Source organism: Streptomyces sp. NPDC096132 (genome assembly GCF_044763345.1).
In the GTDB taxonomy this organism is placed as follows: Bacteria; Actinomycetota; Actinomycetes; order Streptomycetales; family Streptomycetaceae; genus Streptomyces.
Genome location: NZ_JBIWGA010000008.1, coordinates 233017 through 248600 on the forward strand (window position 1 = coordinate 233017; position 15584 = coordinate 248600).

15 protein-coding genes and 2 pseudogenes are annotated in these 15584 nt (G+C 70.4%); 6 read left to right on the top strand and 11 right to left on the bottom strand.

Going from position 1 to position 15584, the window contains the following annotated elements:
* Positions 1-126: 126 nt before the first annotated feature.
* The 3 genes and pseudogenes from ACIRF9_RS21015 to ACIRF9_RS21025 form a co-directional block, all read left to right on the top strand.
* A pseudogene (locus ACIRF9_RS21015) lies at positions 127-485 on the top strand (carboxylesterase family protein); the annotation flags it as partial.
* Positions 388-722: pseudogene (locus ACIRF9_RS21020) on the top strand (RidA family protein). The pseudogenes ACIRF9_RS21015 and ACIRF9_RS21020, both read left to right, overlap by 98 nt.
* Before the next feature lie 146 nt (positions 723-868).
* Entirely contained in the window at positions 869-1540 is a 672-nt protein-coding gene (locus ACIRF9_RS21025) for a hypothetical protein (RefSeq protein WP_403824135.1), read from the top strand.
* Positions 1541-1694: 154 nt separating this feature from the next.
* Here ACIRF9_RS21025 and ACIRF9_RS21030 read toward each other — a convergent pair whose 3' ends face one another.
* Positions 1695-2123, bottom strand: coding sequence for a MerR family transcriptional regulator (locus ACIRF9_RS21030; protein WP_403824138.1), 429 nt, complete (start codon positions 2121-2123; stop codon positions 1695-1697).
* A 49-nt stretch (positions 2124-2172) separates the two neighbouring features.
* On the opposite strand from ACIRF9_RS21030, the gene ACIRF9_RS21035 reads away from it, so the two are divergent.
* Entirely contained in the window at positions 2173-3012 is an 840-nt protein-coding gene (locus ACIRF9_RS21035) for an MBL fold metallo-hydrolase (RefSeq protein ID WP_403824140.1), read from the top strand.
* 49 nt (positions 3013-3061) lie between these two features.
* Here the strand turns inward: ACIRF9_RS21035 and ACIRF9_RS21040 are convergent, their stop codons facing one another.
* From ACIRF9_RS21040 to ACIRF9_RS21055, 4 genes are all read right to left on the bottom strand, one after another.
* Positions 3062-4159 (bottom strand): MerR family transcriptional regulator, encoded by a 1098-nt coding sequence (locus ACIRF9_RS21040; RefSeq protein WP_403824629.1) that lies wholly within the window; start codon positions 4157-4159, stop codon positions 3062-3064.
* Between the two features lie 138 nt (positions 4160-4297).
* Entirely contained in the window at positions 4298-4867 is a 570-nt protein-coding gene (locus ACIRF9_RS21045; RefSeq protein WP_403824143.1) for a DUF5959 family protein, read from the bottom strand.
* Entirely contained in the window at positions 4788-5285 is a 498-nt protein-coding gene (locus ACIRF9_RS21050) for a YbfB/YjiJ family MFS transporter (protein ID WP_403824146.1), read from the bottom strand. The genes ACIRF9_RS21045 and ACIRF9_RS21050 overlap by 80 nt, the downstream gene beginning before the upstream one ends.
* A gap of 21 nt (positions 5286-5306) precedes the next feature.
* Positions 5307-6026 carry a polysaccharide deacetylase family protein gene (locus tag ACIRF9_RS21055; protein WP_403824149.1) on the bottom strand — a complete coding sequence of 240 codons (720 nt, stop codon included), beginning with the start codon at positions 6024-6026 and terminating at the stop codon, positions 5307-5309.
* A 153-nt stretch (positions 6027-6179) separates the two neighbouring features.
* Between ACIRF9_RS21055 and ACIRF9_RS21060 the strand changes: the two genes are divergently transcribed.
* Positions 6180-6731, top strand: coding sequence for a hypothetical protein (locus ACIRF9_RS21060; RefSeq protein WP_403824152.1), 552 nt, complete (start codon positions 6180-6182; stop codon positions 6729-6731).
* 36 nt (positions 6732-6767) lie between these two features.
* Here the strand turns inward: ACIRF9_RS21060 and ACIRF9_RS21065 are convergent, their stop codons facing one another.
* The 3 genes from ACIRF9_RS21065 to ACIRF9_RS21075 form a co-directional block, all read right to left on the bottom strand.
* Positions 6768-6929 carry a hypothetical protein gene (locus tag ACIRF9_RS21065; protein ID WP_403824155.1) on the bottom strand — a complete coding sequence of 54 codons (162 nt, stop codon included), beginning with the start codon at positions 6927-6929 and terminating at the stop codon, positions 6768-6770.
* Positions 6930-7212: 283 nt separating this feature from the next.
* Complete coding sequence (locus ACIRF9_RS21070) at positions 7213-7791, bottom strand: DJ-1/PfpI family protein (protein ID WP_403824158.1); 579 nt, start codon at positions 7789-7791, stop codon at positions 7213-7215.
* Positions 7792-7849: 58 nt separating this feature from the next.
* The gene (locus ACIRF9_RS21075) at positions 7850-8365 is read right to left on the bottom strand and encodes a copper chaperone PCu(A)C (protein WP_403824160.1); all 516 of its coding nucleotides are present in this window, start codon (positions 8363-8365) and stop codon (positions 7850-7852) included.
* Between the two features lie 141 nt (positions 8366-8506).
* Between ACIRF9_RS21075 and ACIRF9_RS21080 the strand changes: the two genes are divergently transcribed.
* Positions 8507-9385 carry an alpha/beta fold hydrolase gene (locus ACIRF9_RS21080; protein WP_403824163.1) on the top strand — a complete coding sequence of 293 codons (879 nt, stop codon included), beginning with the start codon at positions 8507-8509 and terminating at the stop codon, positions 9383-9385.
* Positions 9386-9418: 33 nt separating this feature from the next.
* On the opposite strand, the gene fxsT is transcribed toward ACIRF9_RS21080, so the two are convergent.
* The 3 genes from fxsT to ACIRF9_RS21095 form a co-directional block, all read right to left on the bottom strand.
* Positions 9419-13360, bottom strand: coding sequence for an FxSxx-COOH system tetratricopeptide repeat protein (gene fxsT / locus ACIRF9_RS21085; protein WP_403824166.1), 3942 nt, complete (start codon positions 13358-13360; stop codon positions 9419-9421).
* The gene (locus ACIRF9_RS21090; RefSeq protein WP_403824169.1) at positions 13357-14685 is read right to left on the bottom strand and encodes a TIR-like protein FxsC; all 1329 of its coding nucleotides are present in this window, start codon (positions 14683-14685) and stop codon (positions 13357-13359) included. Before ACIRF9_RS21090 ends, fxsT begins: the two co-directional genes overlap by 4 nt.
* Positions 14686-14788: 103 nt before the next feature.
* Positions 14789-15496: an AAC(3) family N-acetyltransferase gene (locus tag ACIRF9_RS21095; RefSeq protein WP_403824632.1), complete on the bottom strand. Its 708-nt coding sequence runs from the start codon at positions 15494-15496 to the stop codon at positions 14789-14791.
* Between the last annotated feature and the right edge of the window lie 88 nt (positions 15497-15584).

Here is a 15584-nt window from a genome sequence, read left to right on the forward strand (position 1 = left end):
CCGGGGCCACCGGCCGGTCGCCGCTCGGTGCTGAGGCTTCCACGTGTTCGAGGAGGCGGCGGACCCGGGCGCGTTGGGCGCGGTGGGGGTTGAGCGCATGTACCAGCGGGCGGCAGGCCTTGCGGGGCACGCCCCGAGGCCTCCTTCGGCGAGCTGCGCTCCGCCATCATGGGCGACGCGCTGTTCGGCGCGGGCAGCTGGCCGGCGCACACGCCGCCCACCCCGGGTCCGCCACCTACGCCTACGAGTTCGCCTGGCGCTCCCAGCCCCTGGACGGAGAGCTCGGCGCCACCCACGCGGTCGAGCTGCCCGTCGTCTTCGACCTCGCGCACCTCCCCGTACCGCACGGGCCCGCCGCCCTGCTCGGCCCCGACAAGCCCCCCGCGGATCTCGCCGCCCGCACACACGACACCTGGGTCCGGTTCGCGAGGACCGGCAACCCCGCTCGCCCCGGACACCGGCGACGTCGTCGGCACCGCCGTCGCCGAGCAGACCGTGCAGACCCTGCGCAACGTCACCGCCGTACTCAAGGCGGGCGGCGCGGGCCTGGAGGACGTCGTGATGCTCCGCGTGTACCTCACCGATCCCGCCCACCTGGCCGAGCTGAACGAGGCGTACGCGGCGGCCGTCGGCGAGCCCTTCCCCGCCCGCACCACCGTCTAGATGCAGCTCCCCCGGGACTGCTCGTGGAGATCGACGCCTTGGCGGTACTGGACGACTGACGGGGACGGCCGGTCGCTCGACGAGGCCGTGCACCGGCCCGCGGGGGCGGCCGACCTCGTCGGCGCAGGCCGGGAGCCCGCTGGGCGGAATCTCCGTTGCCGAGCAGAGCTGCCGCCCGCGATCCTGGGGTCATGAGGTACTCCGTATGCGGCTGAGGCTGCGCCAGTTCAGGCCTCGGACCGGGCCGTACGAGCACCGTGTCGTCCAGCCCCGGCGGACTCTTCGCCACACCTCACTGCGCGCCCCCGAGCCCGTCGGCCTGCTGCTCGGCGACCACGACGGGCTGAACGGGCTCGCGGGACTGTTCTCCTTCGCCGCCTACTCCCGGCACACGATCGTCCACGTGCCGCTGCGCGACGGCGTTCCGCCGGACGAGGGCGTGGGTGAGCTGGTGGACCTCGTGCTGGTACACCACTCGCTCGGCCTGCGCCCCAGCAAGTGGCCCGAGCTGCGGCGCAAGCTGGTGAACGGCACGCCGCTGACCGTCCGCACCGACGAGGCGCGCACCGCCCGGGACGCCGCCCACTGGCGAGAGCGCTGGGAGCGGGCCGACTTCCGGGACGAGTTGCGGCACGCCACCCACGCCCGGACGTTCTTCCTGTTCGGCAGCCGGGACGTCTTCGCCGAGACCGCCACGTACTTCGCCGAAGCCGCGGGCTGGGGCCCGCGCCAGAAGGGCGTCGCCAAAGGCCGAATGGCCCTGATGGCGGCGCTCCCGACGCTGGTCCAGGGGCCCGGCGGCGGGCACCCCTTCGAGGTGATGATCTGCTTCAAGCCGTATCCGCCCTACGCCCACTTCAGGCGGCCGGGGCGCTGAGCCCGGACGGGGGGCTGCTACGGGAAGTTGACCGGAGCGGCCGTGAGGATGGAGACCACCCCGGATCCGGCGCTGTCGGCGGTGAAGGTGTCGACGGCGATACACCCGCTGGGTGACCTCGCCACCCAGCACGCCCACTACCCCCCTCTGAGATTCACCTACGTGCCGCTTCGCACCTCGCCCCGTCCGGCACGGACACATTGCCGACGGCCCGCTTGAAATCAGGACAGTCGACGATCGGCTCGTGCTCGCAGACGGCCGCATGCCGCAAGCTGTCACGAAGCCGCACGAGCCGACCGATCTGCTCGTCGAGATCGTGGGCCTTGGCACCCATGCGGACGCGCAGATCCGCGTCGGAGGGCCGTGCCACGAGGAAGCGGTCGATCTCCGCGATCGAGAATCCGGCGCTGCGCGCACACGAGATCAGCGCCAGGCGATCCAGCACGTCCGGCTGGTACGTACGGCGCAGACCATTGCGGCCCGCCGCGGCGATCAGGCCCTTCCTCTCGTAGAACCGCAACGCCGAGGGCGCCAGCCCGGACCGCCGCGCGACCTCGGAGATGTCCAACAGCACTTCATTCATCCGCGCCCCCCTTGACTTGAACCGCGCTTCAAGTCGCAGCCTAGTCGCCATGAAGATCCATCACTTGAACTGCGGATCGGTCCGGACGATCGAGGCCACGTACGACGGCCCGCGACCCGCACCCGCGGTCAACCACTGTCTGCTGATCGAGACCGATGCCGACGGCCTGGTCCTGGTCGAGACCGGGCTCGGCCTCGACGACGTCCGGGACCCGGTCAGGTCGCTCGGCGCCGAATGGGTCGAGACGGCACAGCCCGCGCTCGACGAGGAGGAGACGGCCTTCCGGCAGGTCGCCCGGCTGGGGTACGCGCCATCCGACGTCCGCCACATCATCGTGACCCACCTCGACGTGGACCACAGCGGCGGCCTTCCCGACTTCCCCGACGCCCAGATCCACCTGCTCGCCGCCGAACTCGACGCCGTGCGCGACGAGGCGCCCAACTACCGTTACCGCCCGGCCCACTGGGCACACGAACCCCGCTGGGTCACCTACGACCCCGAGCCCGGCGAGCAGTGGTTCGGCTTCAACGCCGTGCAGCCGAAGGGACTCCCGCCCCAGATCAAGCTCGTCCCCCTCGGCGGTCACACCGCCGGCCACACCGGAGTAGCCGTTCAGAACGGCGACCGGTGGCTCCTCCACTGCGGCGACGCCTACTACTACCACCGCGAAATGGGGGACTTGAAAGAACCCCACCCCCTGCTGGACATCGTCCAGACCCGCTCCCAGGTACATCCCGACCTGCGCCTCGGAACCCAGGCCCGGCTCCGCGAGCTGATCCGCGACCACGGTGACCAGGTCGAACTCTTCTCCGCGCACGACCCATGGGAACTGGCCCGCTACCAAAGCGCCGGCAACAACGGCGAGCAGGAGCCCGACACCGGTCGGTGAAGCCGGGCTCGTCCGGCCTGGCCCGCAGAGCAGACACCTGTCGCGGTGCTCATGGACTGTTCCTCGTCGTCGTCCTCTCGGAGTGGTCGGGCTTGATGGGCATGGCCAGAGTGGTGAGATCACCGCGGTCGGCGGAGCGGATGGTGACGGGCTGGTCGTGTCCTCGCAGGTCGAGCATGACGTCGGGGCCGATCGCGGTGCTGACGGCGGGATACAGCGTGGTCAGCTCGAACCAGATCCGGAGGGCCTGGCCCGTCGCGGTGGCGAGGAGCGGGATGCCGGGGTGGTGTTCGTCGTCCGCTGACGCGACGTTCACGCCATGGTCGGCAACGTGCAGCGCGACGCGCTCGCCGGGATGTTCTTCCAGGGCTCGCAGGAGCAGATCCTTCGAGACCGTCACGCGAGTGGTGACCTCGCTCAGTGACGCGAGCATCAGTCGATGGTCGGGGAACTCCTCGGACAACAACCGGCAATGCCGATCCTCCCGCTCGGCCACGCGGAACCAGATGCCGTGCGGCACCGCTTCCAGTCGCACCAGCGGACTGCGGCGGATCCCGGTGACCGCGGCCCGCAGCTCGTCGCCGTTGACTGTGCCGGCCCACGTCTGCCTCGGTGGTTCAGCCGGCACCAGGGTTCGAGTGGAGAGCCGATAACGGTCCGTGGCGGTCAAGGTGACCGCCTCATGACTTGCCTCGACGCGCAGGCCGGCGAGTGCCGGCATCCCGGGCTCATGCGCGGTCGCGGTGAGGACCTGCTCGACCGCATCCGCCAGCACGGGACCCTTCACCACCGTGATCGGAAGACCTGGCACGTTGCCGAACGCCGACTTGATGACAGCGGCCTTCTGCTGCACGGCCGCCGCATCCCCAACGACCTTTGCGACATGGTCATCGAGTAGCCGGAACGCCTCGTCAGCCCCGGAATCCAGTACAGCCTCGACAGCGGCGAGGGGCATGGCGAGCTCGCGGAGCTGACGCAGCCTGGCCGCCCGTGCCACCTGATCGCTGCTGTAGTAGCGGTAGCCCGAGACCGGGTCGACTTCGGCAGGGGGCAGGAGCCCGGAGTCGGCGTAGAACCGCAACGCGCTGGAGGTCAGACCACTGAGTTGGGCGAAGGCCCCGATCGGCATCAGCTCATCATTCGGCACCGCGTCATCATCGGGCTTCAACCAACTCGAAGGTCAACACCGACGAGCGGCGACGTTCCTTGTCCCGGCCGTCTTCAGCGCCGGCGGACACGTCGTCGACGAGGGCGCGGGCCGTTGACCCGGACCGGACGATCATGTTCAGCGCCAGTGGATCCGTGGACGAGAGGACGTGCCCCCCTTGATCAGCCAGGTGCGCCTGACCAGGTCGAACCGATCGCGCAGGTCATCGATCCAGCCCTGCCCCACGTCCATCCAGACGCTGACAGAGGAGACGGACTCGTCATCCGCCACGGTGACGATGGGTACGGACTCCGAGAACTGCCGGTCGAGGTCGATCCGGATCTCGGGGTTGCGCAGCCAGTAGATGCCCCTGCCCGCGGCCAGCTTGTCGAGAGCCACGGACCAGGCGTCCAGGTCTTCGGGGGACAGGGAGAACTTGAGGCGACCTGTGGCGAAGCCGCTCGCGACGGTGAGTTCGGCGTCGAGGTAGTCGTTGTACGGCGTCTCCCCGGGCCGGTGCCGGCCCAACACCCGCAGCCGGACACTACTGTCCGCAGCGGCCATGTGGATCAAGTCCACTCCACTGTCCGCACCCATGCATCCTCCCGGCTCCCATGACGTCCACGGGTCATTCTGCTCTTCGGTGCGGGCGGTCGGCTTGGCCGGGTTGGAAAAGGGCGGAGATGGGTGCTTCCGGGGGCTGGTCATCGCTGTGGGCGCGGGGGCGTCGTCTCTGGGACAGGCCCGGCGTCGGCCTCGCGTCAGCGGAGAGTGGCGACGGCCGTGCGAGGGAGCTGACCGCGATGACGAAGATCAGGGCGCCGGCCACTCCCGCCAGCAGGCGCAACGCGATCCACACCTCCGTGGTGTGGGTGGCGGGCATCGCAGCCAGGGTGCCGGTCAGTACGAGCAAGGACACGCGCAGCAGGATCGGCGACCGGACCAGCGCGGGGACCAGGATGCCCCCGAGCGCGCCGACGAGGTACCCATGCCCGCGGCGAGCACGGCGGCGGCTTGGGCGACATGGCCCCAGGGTGAGGGGAGAGGGCCGCCACCCAAGGGCTTGGCGAGGGCAGGTGGGGTCATGCCGCCTTCGGAATCCATGACCCCAGCGTGTTCCTGCCACGGCGCCGACCCATGCCCCTGATCACGGCCGGTAGGCACCCCGATTGTGGTAGGTGACCTTCCCGGCGGGCAGCTGGTTGGGTGCGAAGAGCTGGTCGACGGTCACGAAGTGGAAGCCGCGTGCCTTGAGACCCTTGATGATGCCCTCCACGGCGTTGACCGTTGTCTTGTGGATGTCGTGCAGGAGGACGATGTCCCCGGGCCTGGTCTCCGCTTTGACAGTCCTGATGATCCTGGCGGTGTCGCGGTACTTCCAGTCGAGGGTGTCGACGCTCCAGTGCACCAGCGGTCGACCGGCCGCGTTGCGGACAGTCGCGTTGTGGGCGCCATAGGGGGCGCGGAACGTGGTGGGCTTCTTTCCGGTCGCCTGCTTGATCGCCGTGTCCGTACGGGAGAGCTGCGACTTGACCTTCGCGGCGCTGAGATTGGTCAGGTTGGCGTGGTCCCAGCTGTGGTTGCCTATCTGGTGGCCGGCGAGCGCCGCGGCGCGCACGGTCGACGGGTGGTTCTGGACGTTCTTGCCGACGAGGTAGAAGGTCGCCTTGACGTTCTGGTCCTTCAGGATGCGCAGCAGCCGCTGGGTGTCGGTGACCGGCCCGTCGTCGAAGGTGAGGGCCACGCACTTCACCCTGCGGCAGTCGACAGCCAGGGGTGTGGCGGCGGAGGCGGACGTGGCGGTGGCGGCCAGCGTGGTGCCGCAAAGGGCCACAGTGATGGCTAAGGTGACGAGGCGTCGGTGCATCGGATCCTCCAAGGGCAGCGGACTTCCCTTGTAAGACGAACTGGGAGTGCACATGGATGTACGTTCGGTGAGCTCCCGTTCGATTTAGATCAGGCGCTCAGGAGCGTCGTCGAACGCCAGGAGACAACCGCGGCCGGCCGCTACCGTGCCGCCATGACCAAGCCGGCGCGCCCGCTGCTCTTCCTGGACGGCATCCAGGGCGCGCACCTCGCGACGTACGACGCGCAACTGGCCGCCACCTGGCGTGCGTACGAGTCCGACCATCAGGACCTGCGCTTCACCGGCGAGTTCCGGCGCGAGCTCGACAACATCACCTTCCCCGGGGAGCGGGCGGCAGCCGAGAAGACAGTGGAGACGTACGCCGTCCACCAGTCCAACGCGCACTTCGGGGCGTGGATGACCGTGCTGGACAAGGCAATACATCAACCGGGCCCACTTCACGGCGTCCGAGCGGGCAGGCAGGTCGGCGGTGGACGGGCTTTTGCCGTGGGCCGGCGCTCTGCTGCTCGCCGAGCGCTGCTGACGGCCCTCGGACTACGGCCCCGGCGAAGGCGGTCGAGGACGACGTTCCGGTACGGCTTCGAGGTCCGAGAGCTCCTCCAGCCGGCGGATGCCCGCGAGGCGGCATCGGGCAAGGCTTCCACGTGCTCGGTGTGGTCGGGCTCCAGGGCGATGCCGAGCGGCGCACGACGGGAGCGAGGGTGAAGCCCCGGACGACGGGCGTGACGACGACCGGCGTGGTCAGGACGAGGACCAGGGGGGGTCCGTGAGCGCCGCGCCCGCTTCGGTGGTCTCGGGGATGGACAGGGCCGCCGCCAGGGGCACGACGCCCCGGGTTCCGGCCCAGGTCAGCACCAGCGGGACTCGCCAGTTCATGCGGTGGAAGCCGCCCTTGCCCTGCACGCCGCCTTGTGTTGAACCACGGCCGACAGCGGCGCCGCCCAGAGCAGCCGCAGGGCGCCACGGCGATCAGAAGAAGGCCGGGATGCGCACCGGTCACGTGTGTGCAGGTCATCGCCCGGAGGAGTCCGCCCCCTGCCGTCACCGTCGACGGGATCGGAGCGCCGGTGGCCGGGAGGGCCCTCCCGGCCACCTCCCGCACCGCAGCAGCCGGTCCCTCGAGGACGTCGAGATCCTCATCCTCGTCGGCGGATCCGGTGCGGGGTGGCGTGCCAGGCCCGCTCGGTCATCGTCCAGCCGTTCTTGCGCCCCACGTCCGACAGCAGGTCAGCCGGGCGGGAACAGCGTGAACGACCTCCGCTGGAGCAGAGTCCGGGGATCCCGAGTTGTAAGGCGGCTCCGGTGCGTACTCGATGAGGAGCTGAAGGGCCTGCGCCACGTCGCCGCCCGCGATCAGACCAGCGAGGGTCAACGCCATGTCGATGCCCGCCGAGACGCCTGCCGCGGTCGCGTAGTGACCGTCGATGACGACCCGCTCGTTCGCCGGCGTCACACCGAACTCGGCGAGATGCTCAAGCGCACCCCAGTGGGTCGTCGCCCGACGACCTTCGAGGACTCCGGCGGCGGCAAGGATCAGGGTCCCCGTGCAGACGGACGCCGTCCACGCAGGGGTCCGGTCGACCGCTCGCAACCATTCGTGCAGGCTCCCGTCAGACATCTGCTCCGCCTGACCCGGGCCTCCACCGACGATCACCACATCCGGGTTCGGCACGTCGGCGAGACGAGCGACGACGTTGATCGACAGGCTCCGCAAGTCGTTGCGGAGACGGCGGTACTCCGTGGGCGAGACGTCGAGTTCACGCACGCTGAACTGTGCCCGGTAGCCCGGCCCAGTGAGCCGTCGCCCCGGCGGCCATCGGGCATCATTTCGCCGGCTGGGCCTCGGACTCGGCCACGGTCGCCCGGACGGCGACCTTCCCGCTCTGCTGGAACCACAGGTCGTAGGACACCTTCTGTCCCGCCTTCAGCACGGGCGGATCCAGGATCACGACGCCGAGCCCGCCGGGGGCCATGCGCACCGTGCCGCCCGCCGGAACGTCGACGGCTCCCACGGTCTCCGTGTCCTCGGCTCCGCCACGGTTCACCGTACGGCGGAGCATGCTGATACCCAGTTCCGGTGAGTCCGCGTACAGCAGGGTGTCCCTCGTCGGGCCGGTGTTGCGGATCGCGAAGTACGCGCGGGTGGAGCCGGAGCCCGAGGGCGCCGCGAGGACTCGTGCGGCGACGACTCTGATGTCGGGCGGCGGATCGCCTGCCGCGCCGGTCGCGGTATAGCCCGCCAGCAGGGCCAGTGCGCCGACGGAGGCGCCCAACGGCGGCACGACGGCCCACAGGACGTTCGCGAACCGTGTGTTCGGCTTCCGGCGCGGCACGCGCATCGCAGGAACAGCCGGCCCGCGCCGACCGAGCCGATCCCTGTTCCATACCGGTCGACCTGCCCGCTCGTTTCACGCTCTGGGCGTATGGGCAAGTGTCGTGCAACGTGGTCCCGGGCATGGGCGCGGGAGGGGGACACGGCGGTGCCTGACCTGGTGCGGACGGCTGGTGGACGACGGTTGAGCGTGGAGGTCTCGGGGGATCCACGGGGACGACCGGTGTTCCTGCTGCACGGCATGCCCGGCAGCCGGGTCGGACCGCGGCCCCGGCCGATGTTCCTCTACCAGCGCGGGGCCCGACTCATCAGCTTCGACCGGCCGGGATACGGCGACTCGGACCGTATGGCCGGACGGCGGGTCGTGGACGTCGTCGAGGACGTCGCCGCCGTCGCCGACGCCCTCGGACTGGGACGCTTCGCGGTGGCCGGCCGCTCCGGCGGGGCACCGCACGCCCTCGCCTGCGCCGCGATCCTGCCCGGCCGGGTGACACGCGCCGCCGCCCTGGTGGGGCTCGCGCCGAGGGACGCCGAGGGGCTCGACTGGTTCGCGGGGATGGCGCCGTTCAACGTCCGTGAGTTCCATACGGCGTTCACCGACCCGGAGGGGTACGCCGCCGGGATCATCCCGCGCTCGGCCGCGATCCGCAGCAACCCGGCGCGGCTGCTGGAGGAGCTGAGATCCGACCTGACCGACGAGGACCGGCTGATCGTCTCCGACAACAGCATCCGGTCGATGCTGCTGCGCAACTACCACGAGGCGCTGCGCACGTCACCGTACGGCTGGATCGACGACGCGATCGCACTGACCAGCCCGTGGGGCTTCGATCCGGCGCACATCGGTGTGCCGGTGCTGCTGTGGCACGGCGCGAAGGACGTGTTCTCGCCGGCCTCCCACTTCTCGTGGCTGGCCGCGCGCATTCCACGCGCCAAGGCCGTCCTGGAGCCGAAGGCCGCGCATTTCGCGTCCCTGCGCGCCCTCCCCGACGTCCTGGACTGGCTGCTGCGGGGCACGCCGCGCGACTGAGGCGGCCGCGACGGCCCCCGTGGCAACGCCCCCTCACACCGCCAGCGGCTCCAGATCCCGGTACACCCGCCGTTCGAGTGTCACGAGGTTGGTGATGCCGTTGTTCTCGCCGAGTTGGCGCAACTGGCGCTCCAGTTCGGTCACGGCCTCTCCGCGGCGGACCCGGGCCTCGTCGGTGCGGCCGAGACCGGCGAGGGTGAGGGCGCTGTTGCTGACGACGGCCAGGGTCTCCGGGTGCTGGGAGCCGAGGAGACCCCGCAGGCTGTCCACGGCGCGCTTCTCCAGCTCCCAGGCCTCCTCCAGACGATCCGTCTCGGCCAGCACGATCGCGTAGTTGGCGGAACAGAACAGCGTGTGCGGGTGGTGGTCGCCCAGCACCTCCGTCATCCGCTCGATCGTCCTGCGGAACACGGCCTCGGCCTGCTCCGCGTCGCCGCAACCCCAGTGGAAGATGGCCAGGTTGTTCATCGCGGCCTGGGTGTAGGGGTGCGCCTCGCCGGGGACCTTCACGTACTCGGCGAGCACCCGCTGGGCCACCTTGCGCGCCTCCTGCCGGTCGCCGGCCGCGAACAGGTCGGCGGCGAGGTTGAGTTCACAGGCGAGCGAGTCCGGGGTGGCCGTCGCGTACTGCATGCGGTACTGCTCCATGGTCGCCGACGTCAGCCGCAGCGCGTCCTCGAAGAGGCCGGCCCGGCGCAGGGACACCGCGAGCGACTTGGCGCACCGCAGCGTGCCCGGGAACTCCTTGCCCAGGATCCGCTTGTGCTGCTGGTACGCCCTCGACAGCACGGTCACCGACTCGGCGTACCGGCCCACCTCGCGCAGGTCACGGCCGAGGCTGTCGGCCGACGCCAGCGTGTAGGGGTGCTCGGGGCCGAGGACCTCGGTACGGCGGTCGTAGGTCTGCTGGTCGAGCTGTCGGGCCTCGCCGTAGTTGCCGACCATGCGCAGGGCCAGCGCGAGGTTGTTGGCGGCGTTGAGGGTGCGTGGGTGCGACTCGTGGAAGATCTGGCTGAAGCCTTCGTGCGCCTCCTTCGCCAGCTCCACCGCCCTGGTGTACTCGCCGAGGGCGGCGAGGTCGCTGGCGAGGCTTGAGGTGGTGACGTACGTGTGCGGGTGCGTGGTGCCCAGGACGCGTCGCTGGCGGTCGCGCAGATCCTCGTCGATCTCCTGTGCTTCGACGTAACGCCCTTGAGAGCGAAGGACGTTGGCGAGCTGGCACTGGAGGTAGAGGTACTGCACGTCGTCCTCGCCCAGCATCGGCTTCCAGTGGGCCAGGAGGTCTTCGGCGAGCAGCTGGGCGCGCGGGAACTCGCCGCGCTTCCACAGGTACCGGACGCGGTCGATGAGCAGTCTGCGCGGGTCCGCCTCCGTGCAGTTGCGGATGTCGGAGGCGGCCAGATGCGGCCATATGACGCCGAAGCGCGGCCAGGACTCGGGGTCGTCGATGGGTTCGTCACCGTCGGGCCGGGTGCCCGCGAGCACCGTGTGGACCATGTGCCGGGCGGTGCGCCGGTCCTCCTCCGTCATCTGCGAGCGGATCACGGCCTGCACCAGCCGGTGCACCTGGATGGAGCTGGAGACCTGGTCGACCTTGGCGAGCGCGAGCTGGCCGATCTCCCGGATGACCCGGCCGAGCAGCAGGCTCTCCTGGAGGGCGGGGTCGTACGGCTTGAGGGCGTCGATCATCTCCTTGCTGTAGAGCAGTTGCGAGGAGATCGGCTCGGGTGCGAGGAAGGCGCACAGCTGGAGCAGCCGTACCGAGGCGGGGGAGCGTTCCTTCAGCCGTTCTATGGAGATGTTCCAGGTCGCGGCGACCGTCTCGGGGTAGTCGGCGGCCTGGTTGAGCGCGAGGACCGCGGCCGTCTGCTCGGTGAGCCGGCGCAGGTACTCGGAGATCGGGGTGGCGGTCTCGGCGAGCCAGGCCGCCGCCTGTTCCACGGCCAGCGGCAGGTCGCCGACCGCGGTGGCCACCTGGTCGGCCTCGTCGGCGGTCAGGCCGGGAGCCCGCCGGGAGAGGTGCTCCACGCTCTCGCGGCGCAGGAAGACGTCGACGGCGAGCGTCGCCCCCTGCTGCGACCACGACTGGTTGCGGGACGTGACGAGGATGTGCCCGCTGCTGCCGGTGGGGAAGTAGCCGGTGAGGTCCTCAGGCGCGTCGGCGTTGTCGAACACCAGGATCCAGCGTTCCGTGGGGATCCCGCGCGAGAGCATGTGCACGGTCTCCTGGCTGGCCAGCGCCATGTCCTCGCCGCCGGGCGCGCCGATGAGGGCGCCGAGTTCGGCGAGGGAGGCGACCACGTCGTCGACGTGTTCCGCCGCGACCCACCACACGAGGTCGTAGTCCGCCATGAACCGGTGCACGTACTCGAGGGCGATCTGCGTCTTGCCGACGCCGCCGAGCCCGAACAGCGCCTGCGGCTGCGGCAGGACGACGGACATGCCGCCCCGCAGCTGCTCGCGCACCTGCTCCAGGATCTGCCCGCGTCCAGTGAAGGTGCTGTTGCGCTGCGGTACGTTCCAGAACTTGGGCGTCTGCCCGGGGAACCGGGGCGCGGCCGGCCCGCCGTCCGGCAGCTGCCCGGGCAGCTCCAGCGCCTCGAGGAGGACGGTGGCACACCCCGTCTCGTCGAGCCCCTGAAGATCGACCAGGCCGCCCCGGTCCAGGTACGCCTCCGGCAGCCGCACCTCGTCCACGCGCACCGGCACCGGCGCGCCCGGGGCCGTCTCGGCGGACATCAGGGAGGACAGGACGGTCTCCGCGTGCCGGGAGCGCTGGAGGGCGTTGGACAGCAGGACGAGGGTGCGGGTGGCGGGCTTGACGCGGTCCAGGGGGCCGCCGGACAGGTCGTGCAGGGTGACGTTGCAGCCGGCCCGCCGGAGCAGTGACCCGACCCAGTCCGCCCACATGCGGTTCTCCGCCGCGTAGGCCACGACCATCTCGGCCGCCACGGTCGGCGGCCGGCGCCGGATGAACGCGTCGCGGCAGCGCAGCCGCACCGACTCCGGTATCGGCGGCAGTCCGGTCACCTCGCCGTCGGAGATCACCGAGGTCAGCCGCTCGAAGGCGGACAGCAGCGACTTGGGGTCGCCGGTCTCGTCGCCGAAGGTGGCGAGCGTCTCCTCGTACGCGTAGTAGGGCCGGTACGGGATCTCCACGCTGCCCCAGTAGGCGGTGGCCTCCTCGGCGCCCAGCTGCTCGCCGTTCGGCCCTTTGGGCAGCCCCATGAACTTCAGCCGGGCCAGGGCGCGGCCGGCGTCGACCTTGTCTTTCTCGCCCTCGTCGATGCGCATGGGCACGGGCAGCACCCGGATCCGCCGCTTGCGGTGCTCGTCCCCGACGCTGTGCGCCACCTCGGCGGCGCCGTCCAGGGACTGGTCGCTGAGCGTGAAGCAGTCCACGAGCATGTCCGGCATCTGCAGGGTGCAGATGTCCGCCGTGTCCGACAGCCCGGTGCGCGAGTCGATCAGGACGTAGTCGTACGACTGCTTCATGCTGTCGCGCAGCGCCTCCAGGAAGGCGCCGCCGCCGAGGCGGTCGTAGAAGTTGTCCCACTCCAGGGAGGAGGCCGTCGCCGAGTACGCGCGGAACTGGCGGCCCGCCGAGAGGAAGTCGAGCGAGCCCCCGTCCTGGAAGTTCAGGCCCAGTCGCTCGGGGGTGAGGGAGACGGCGTGCTGCTCGACGTCCGCGAACTCCCGATGCCAGGCCCCGGTGCGGCGGGCGCCGTCCGTGGCCGCCCAGGCGTAGTCCTGGAGGATGTTGATGACGCCCGTGGTCGCCGTGAGCGCGTTGGGGTCGAGGAACGGGTGGAAGAAGCGGTGCAGGCCCGGCGCCTCGAGATCCCAGTCGACGGCCAGGACGCGCTTGCCGCTCGCGGCGAGGATCCAGGCCGTGTTGGCCAGCGCCATGGTGCGTCCGGTGCCACCCTTGTACGAGTAGAAGGTGATGATGCGTCCGTCCCTGGCGGGCGTCATGCCTCTCCTTGGTGGTCGTCTCCCGCATCGGGGCCGGGCGGGTCCGTCAGTCGGAGTCTGGGCACGTGCGGGGCCTGCGGCAGCCTGGCCTCGGCGTGCTTGAGGTACTGCCGGGTGGTGTGTGCCACCACGGCGGGCAGCACATTGGTGAACGCGTTCAGTGTGGGTACGCCGTTGACGGCGATCCGGCTGTCCCCGCGCCGCGCCCGCTCCAGGATCGTCGGCATCGACCGTTCCAGCTCGTCGGCCAGACGCTGTCCCTCGTCGCTGCGGCACTGCAGATCGGTCCGGTTGCGGGGCACGATCGCGCTCACCCAGGGGCGGGCGGCCGCGTCGAAGGTCTTGAGTCTGCGCCGGCGCTCCTCGTCGGTCAGCGCCCACTGGTCGACGAGCAGGATCCCGGGCCGCGCGGCCTCCGGATCAGGCTCCGGCTCCGGCACGGCGGACCCGGCCGGTGCCGGGTCGCCGGTGTCCTCGTCGTCGAAGTCGGCGACGGTCACCCGGTAGTCCAGGGAGCGGATGAGGTCCTCGGCGAGCGCGGACAGCGGCCGGGTGGACTCCGAGTGGTACGGGTTCCAGCTCAGCGCGTCGTCGCCGTACGGGTGGGGGTCGCGGTAGTCGGGGACGGTGTCGCGGGTGGGGGCGGCGACGGTCAGATGGATGTGCCGGGGACCGGAGCCGCGCGGTTTGAAGGCGCTGGGGGTGGTCTCGTAGTCGCGGAGGCGGCCGGTCGGCAGCTGTGTCTCCCGGGCGACCCGCACGATGCGCTCGGCGAGGCCCAGCACGGTCTCCTCGTACTCGTCGCGGAACCGGTTGAGCTTGATCAGCCCGTAGATCCCGTTGGTCGCGTACCGGCCGCCGAAGCCCGAGTTGTCCAGGTGGATGTGGCGTACGGAGTCGGGGAGTTCGGAGAACTCGACGCGTGTCCACAGGGCGGGCACGATGGCCGACACACTGCCCGCGCCGGTGCTCTTGGCGTGCAGCATCCGCTCGGTGAAGGCGAACCACTCCCGCCCGCACATCTCGCTGGTGAAATAGCGCGGGGAGAAGAGCGGCACGAACACCCGGCAGGTGGCGAGGTTCTCGCTCAGCTTCTCGGGCCAGCCCTCTCCGGAGCGCATCTCCCGGTCCATGAAGCCGACGGCGGAGCCGGCCGGCAGATCGGTGAGCGCCATGATGTGACTGCACAGATCCTTGTACAGAACATGCACCCAGTGATCCGGATCTCCGCTGTCCGGCCCCCACGGCGGAGTGTGGGCGTAGGACAAGAAGAAATGGGGCCGGTTGTCCGGCACCCGATCGTGCACCCGTTCAGCGATGTCCACACGCCCCCCTGCCCGTCGACAAGCCGCTGGACTGCCCCCGCCGACGGCGCCTTGAACCGGAACCAACAATGTGCCTGAACAGCGCCCGGACGGTTCGTCGTTTTCAGGCCAAAGCCTGGCGATATCCGGTCATCTGCCCCTTCGCGTGGCCGACAACGTCTCGCATTCCGCAAAGTACGACAGTTTTTGACGCCCACTCATTTTCCCGCAGGAACTTCCGCGGGAGCCGTGAGCCGATCTCGCCGAAGTCGCTGTCGTCCAGGGAGACGTCACGGTACGAGACCCAGTTCCCCTTGTCCTGAACCACGCACCGGTACGTGCGCTTGGGCGGCCTCGGCCGCATCAGGTACTCGGCGTAATGGAACGCGCTGCACACCTCGAATCCGACCCGCAGCAACAGGATCTGGGCGTCGGCGGCATACAGCTTCGCCATCGGCGAGAGCCTGCCGAGGTGACTGCGCAGTGGGTGGCGCCGCAGCAACGTCCTTGCCCGCGGCCCGAGTCCGGCGAACGAGGTCTGCGGGTGCGCGCTGCGCACGGCCCCCGGCGTGGACCGCACGCACTCGGCGAGTGCCCCCATCGTCGGGCACTCGGTCATGTCCGGGTCGAACGGCGGCATCGACCCGCGGAACTCCGCCGCCTCCGTCTCGCTCCTGCCCTCCACGGCCTTCAGGTACGCGCGTGAGGTGTCGGAGTTCTCGGGAGTGAAGGTCGGCACGATCAGCGTGCCTTCGGGGCCGAGGGCGTCCAGCAGGGCGTCCCGCACCGACTCCGGGGCGGTCCCGGTGCCGCTCAGCGAGGCGTGCACCATCAGCACACCGCCGCGCCGAACACCCAACGAGCCCAGCAGGGCGCTCAGTTGTTCCCTCTTCGCCGAATCTGTCACCGGGGAGCCGAAG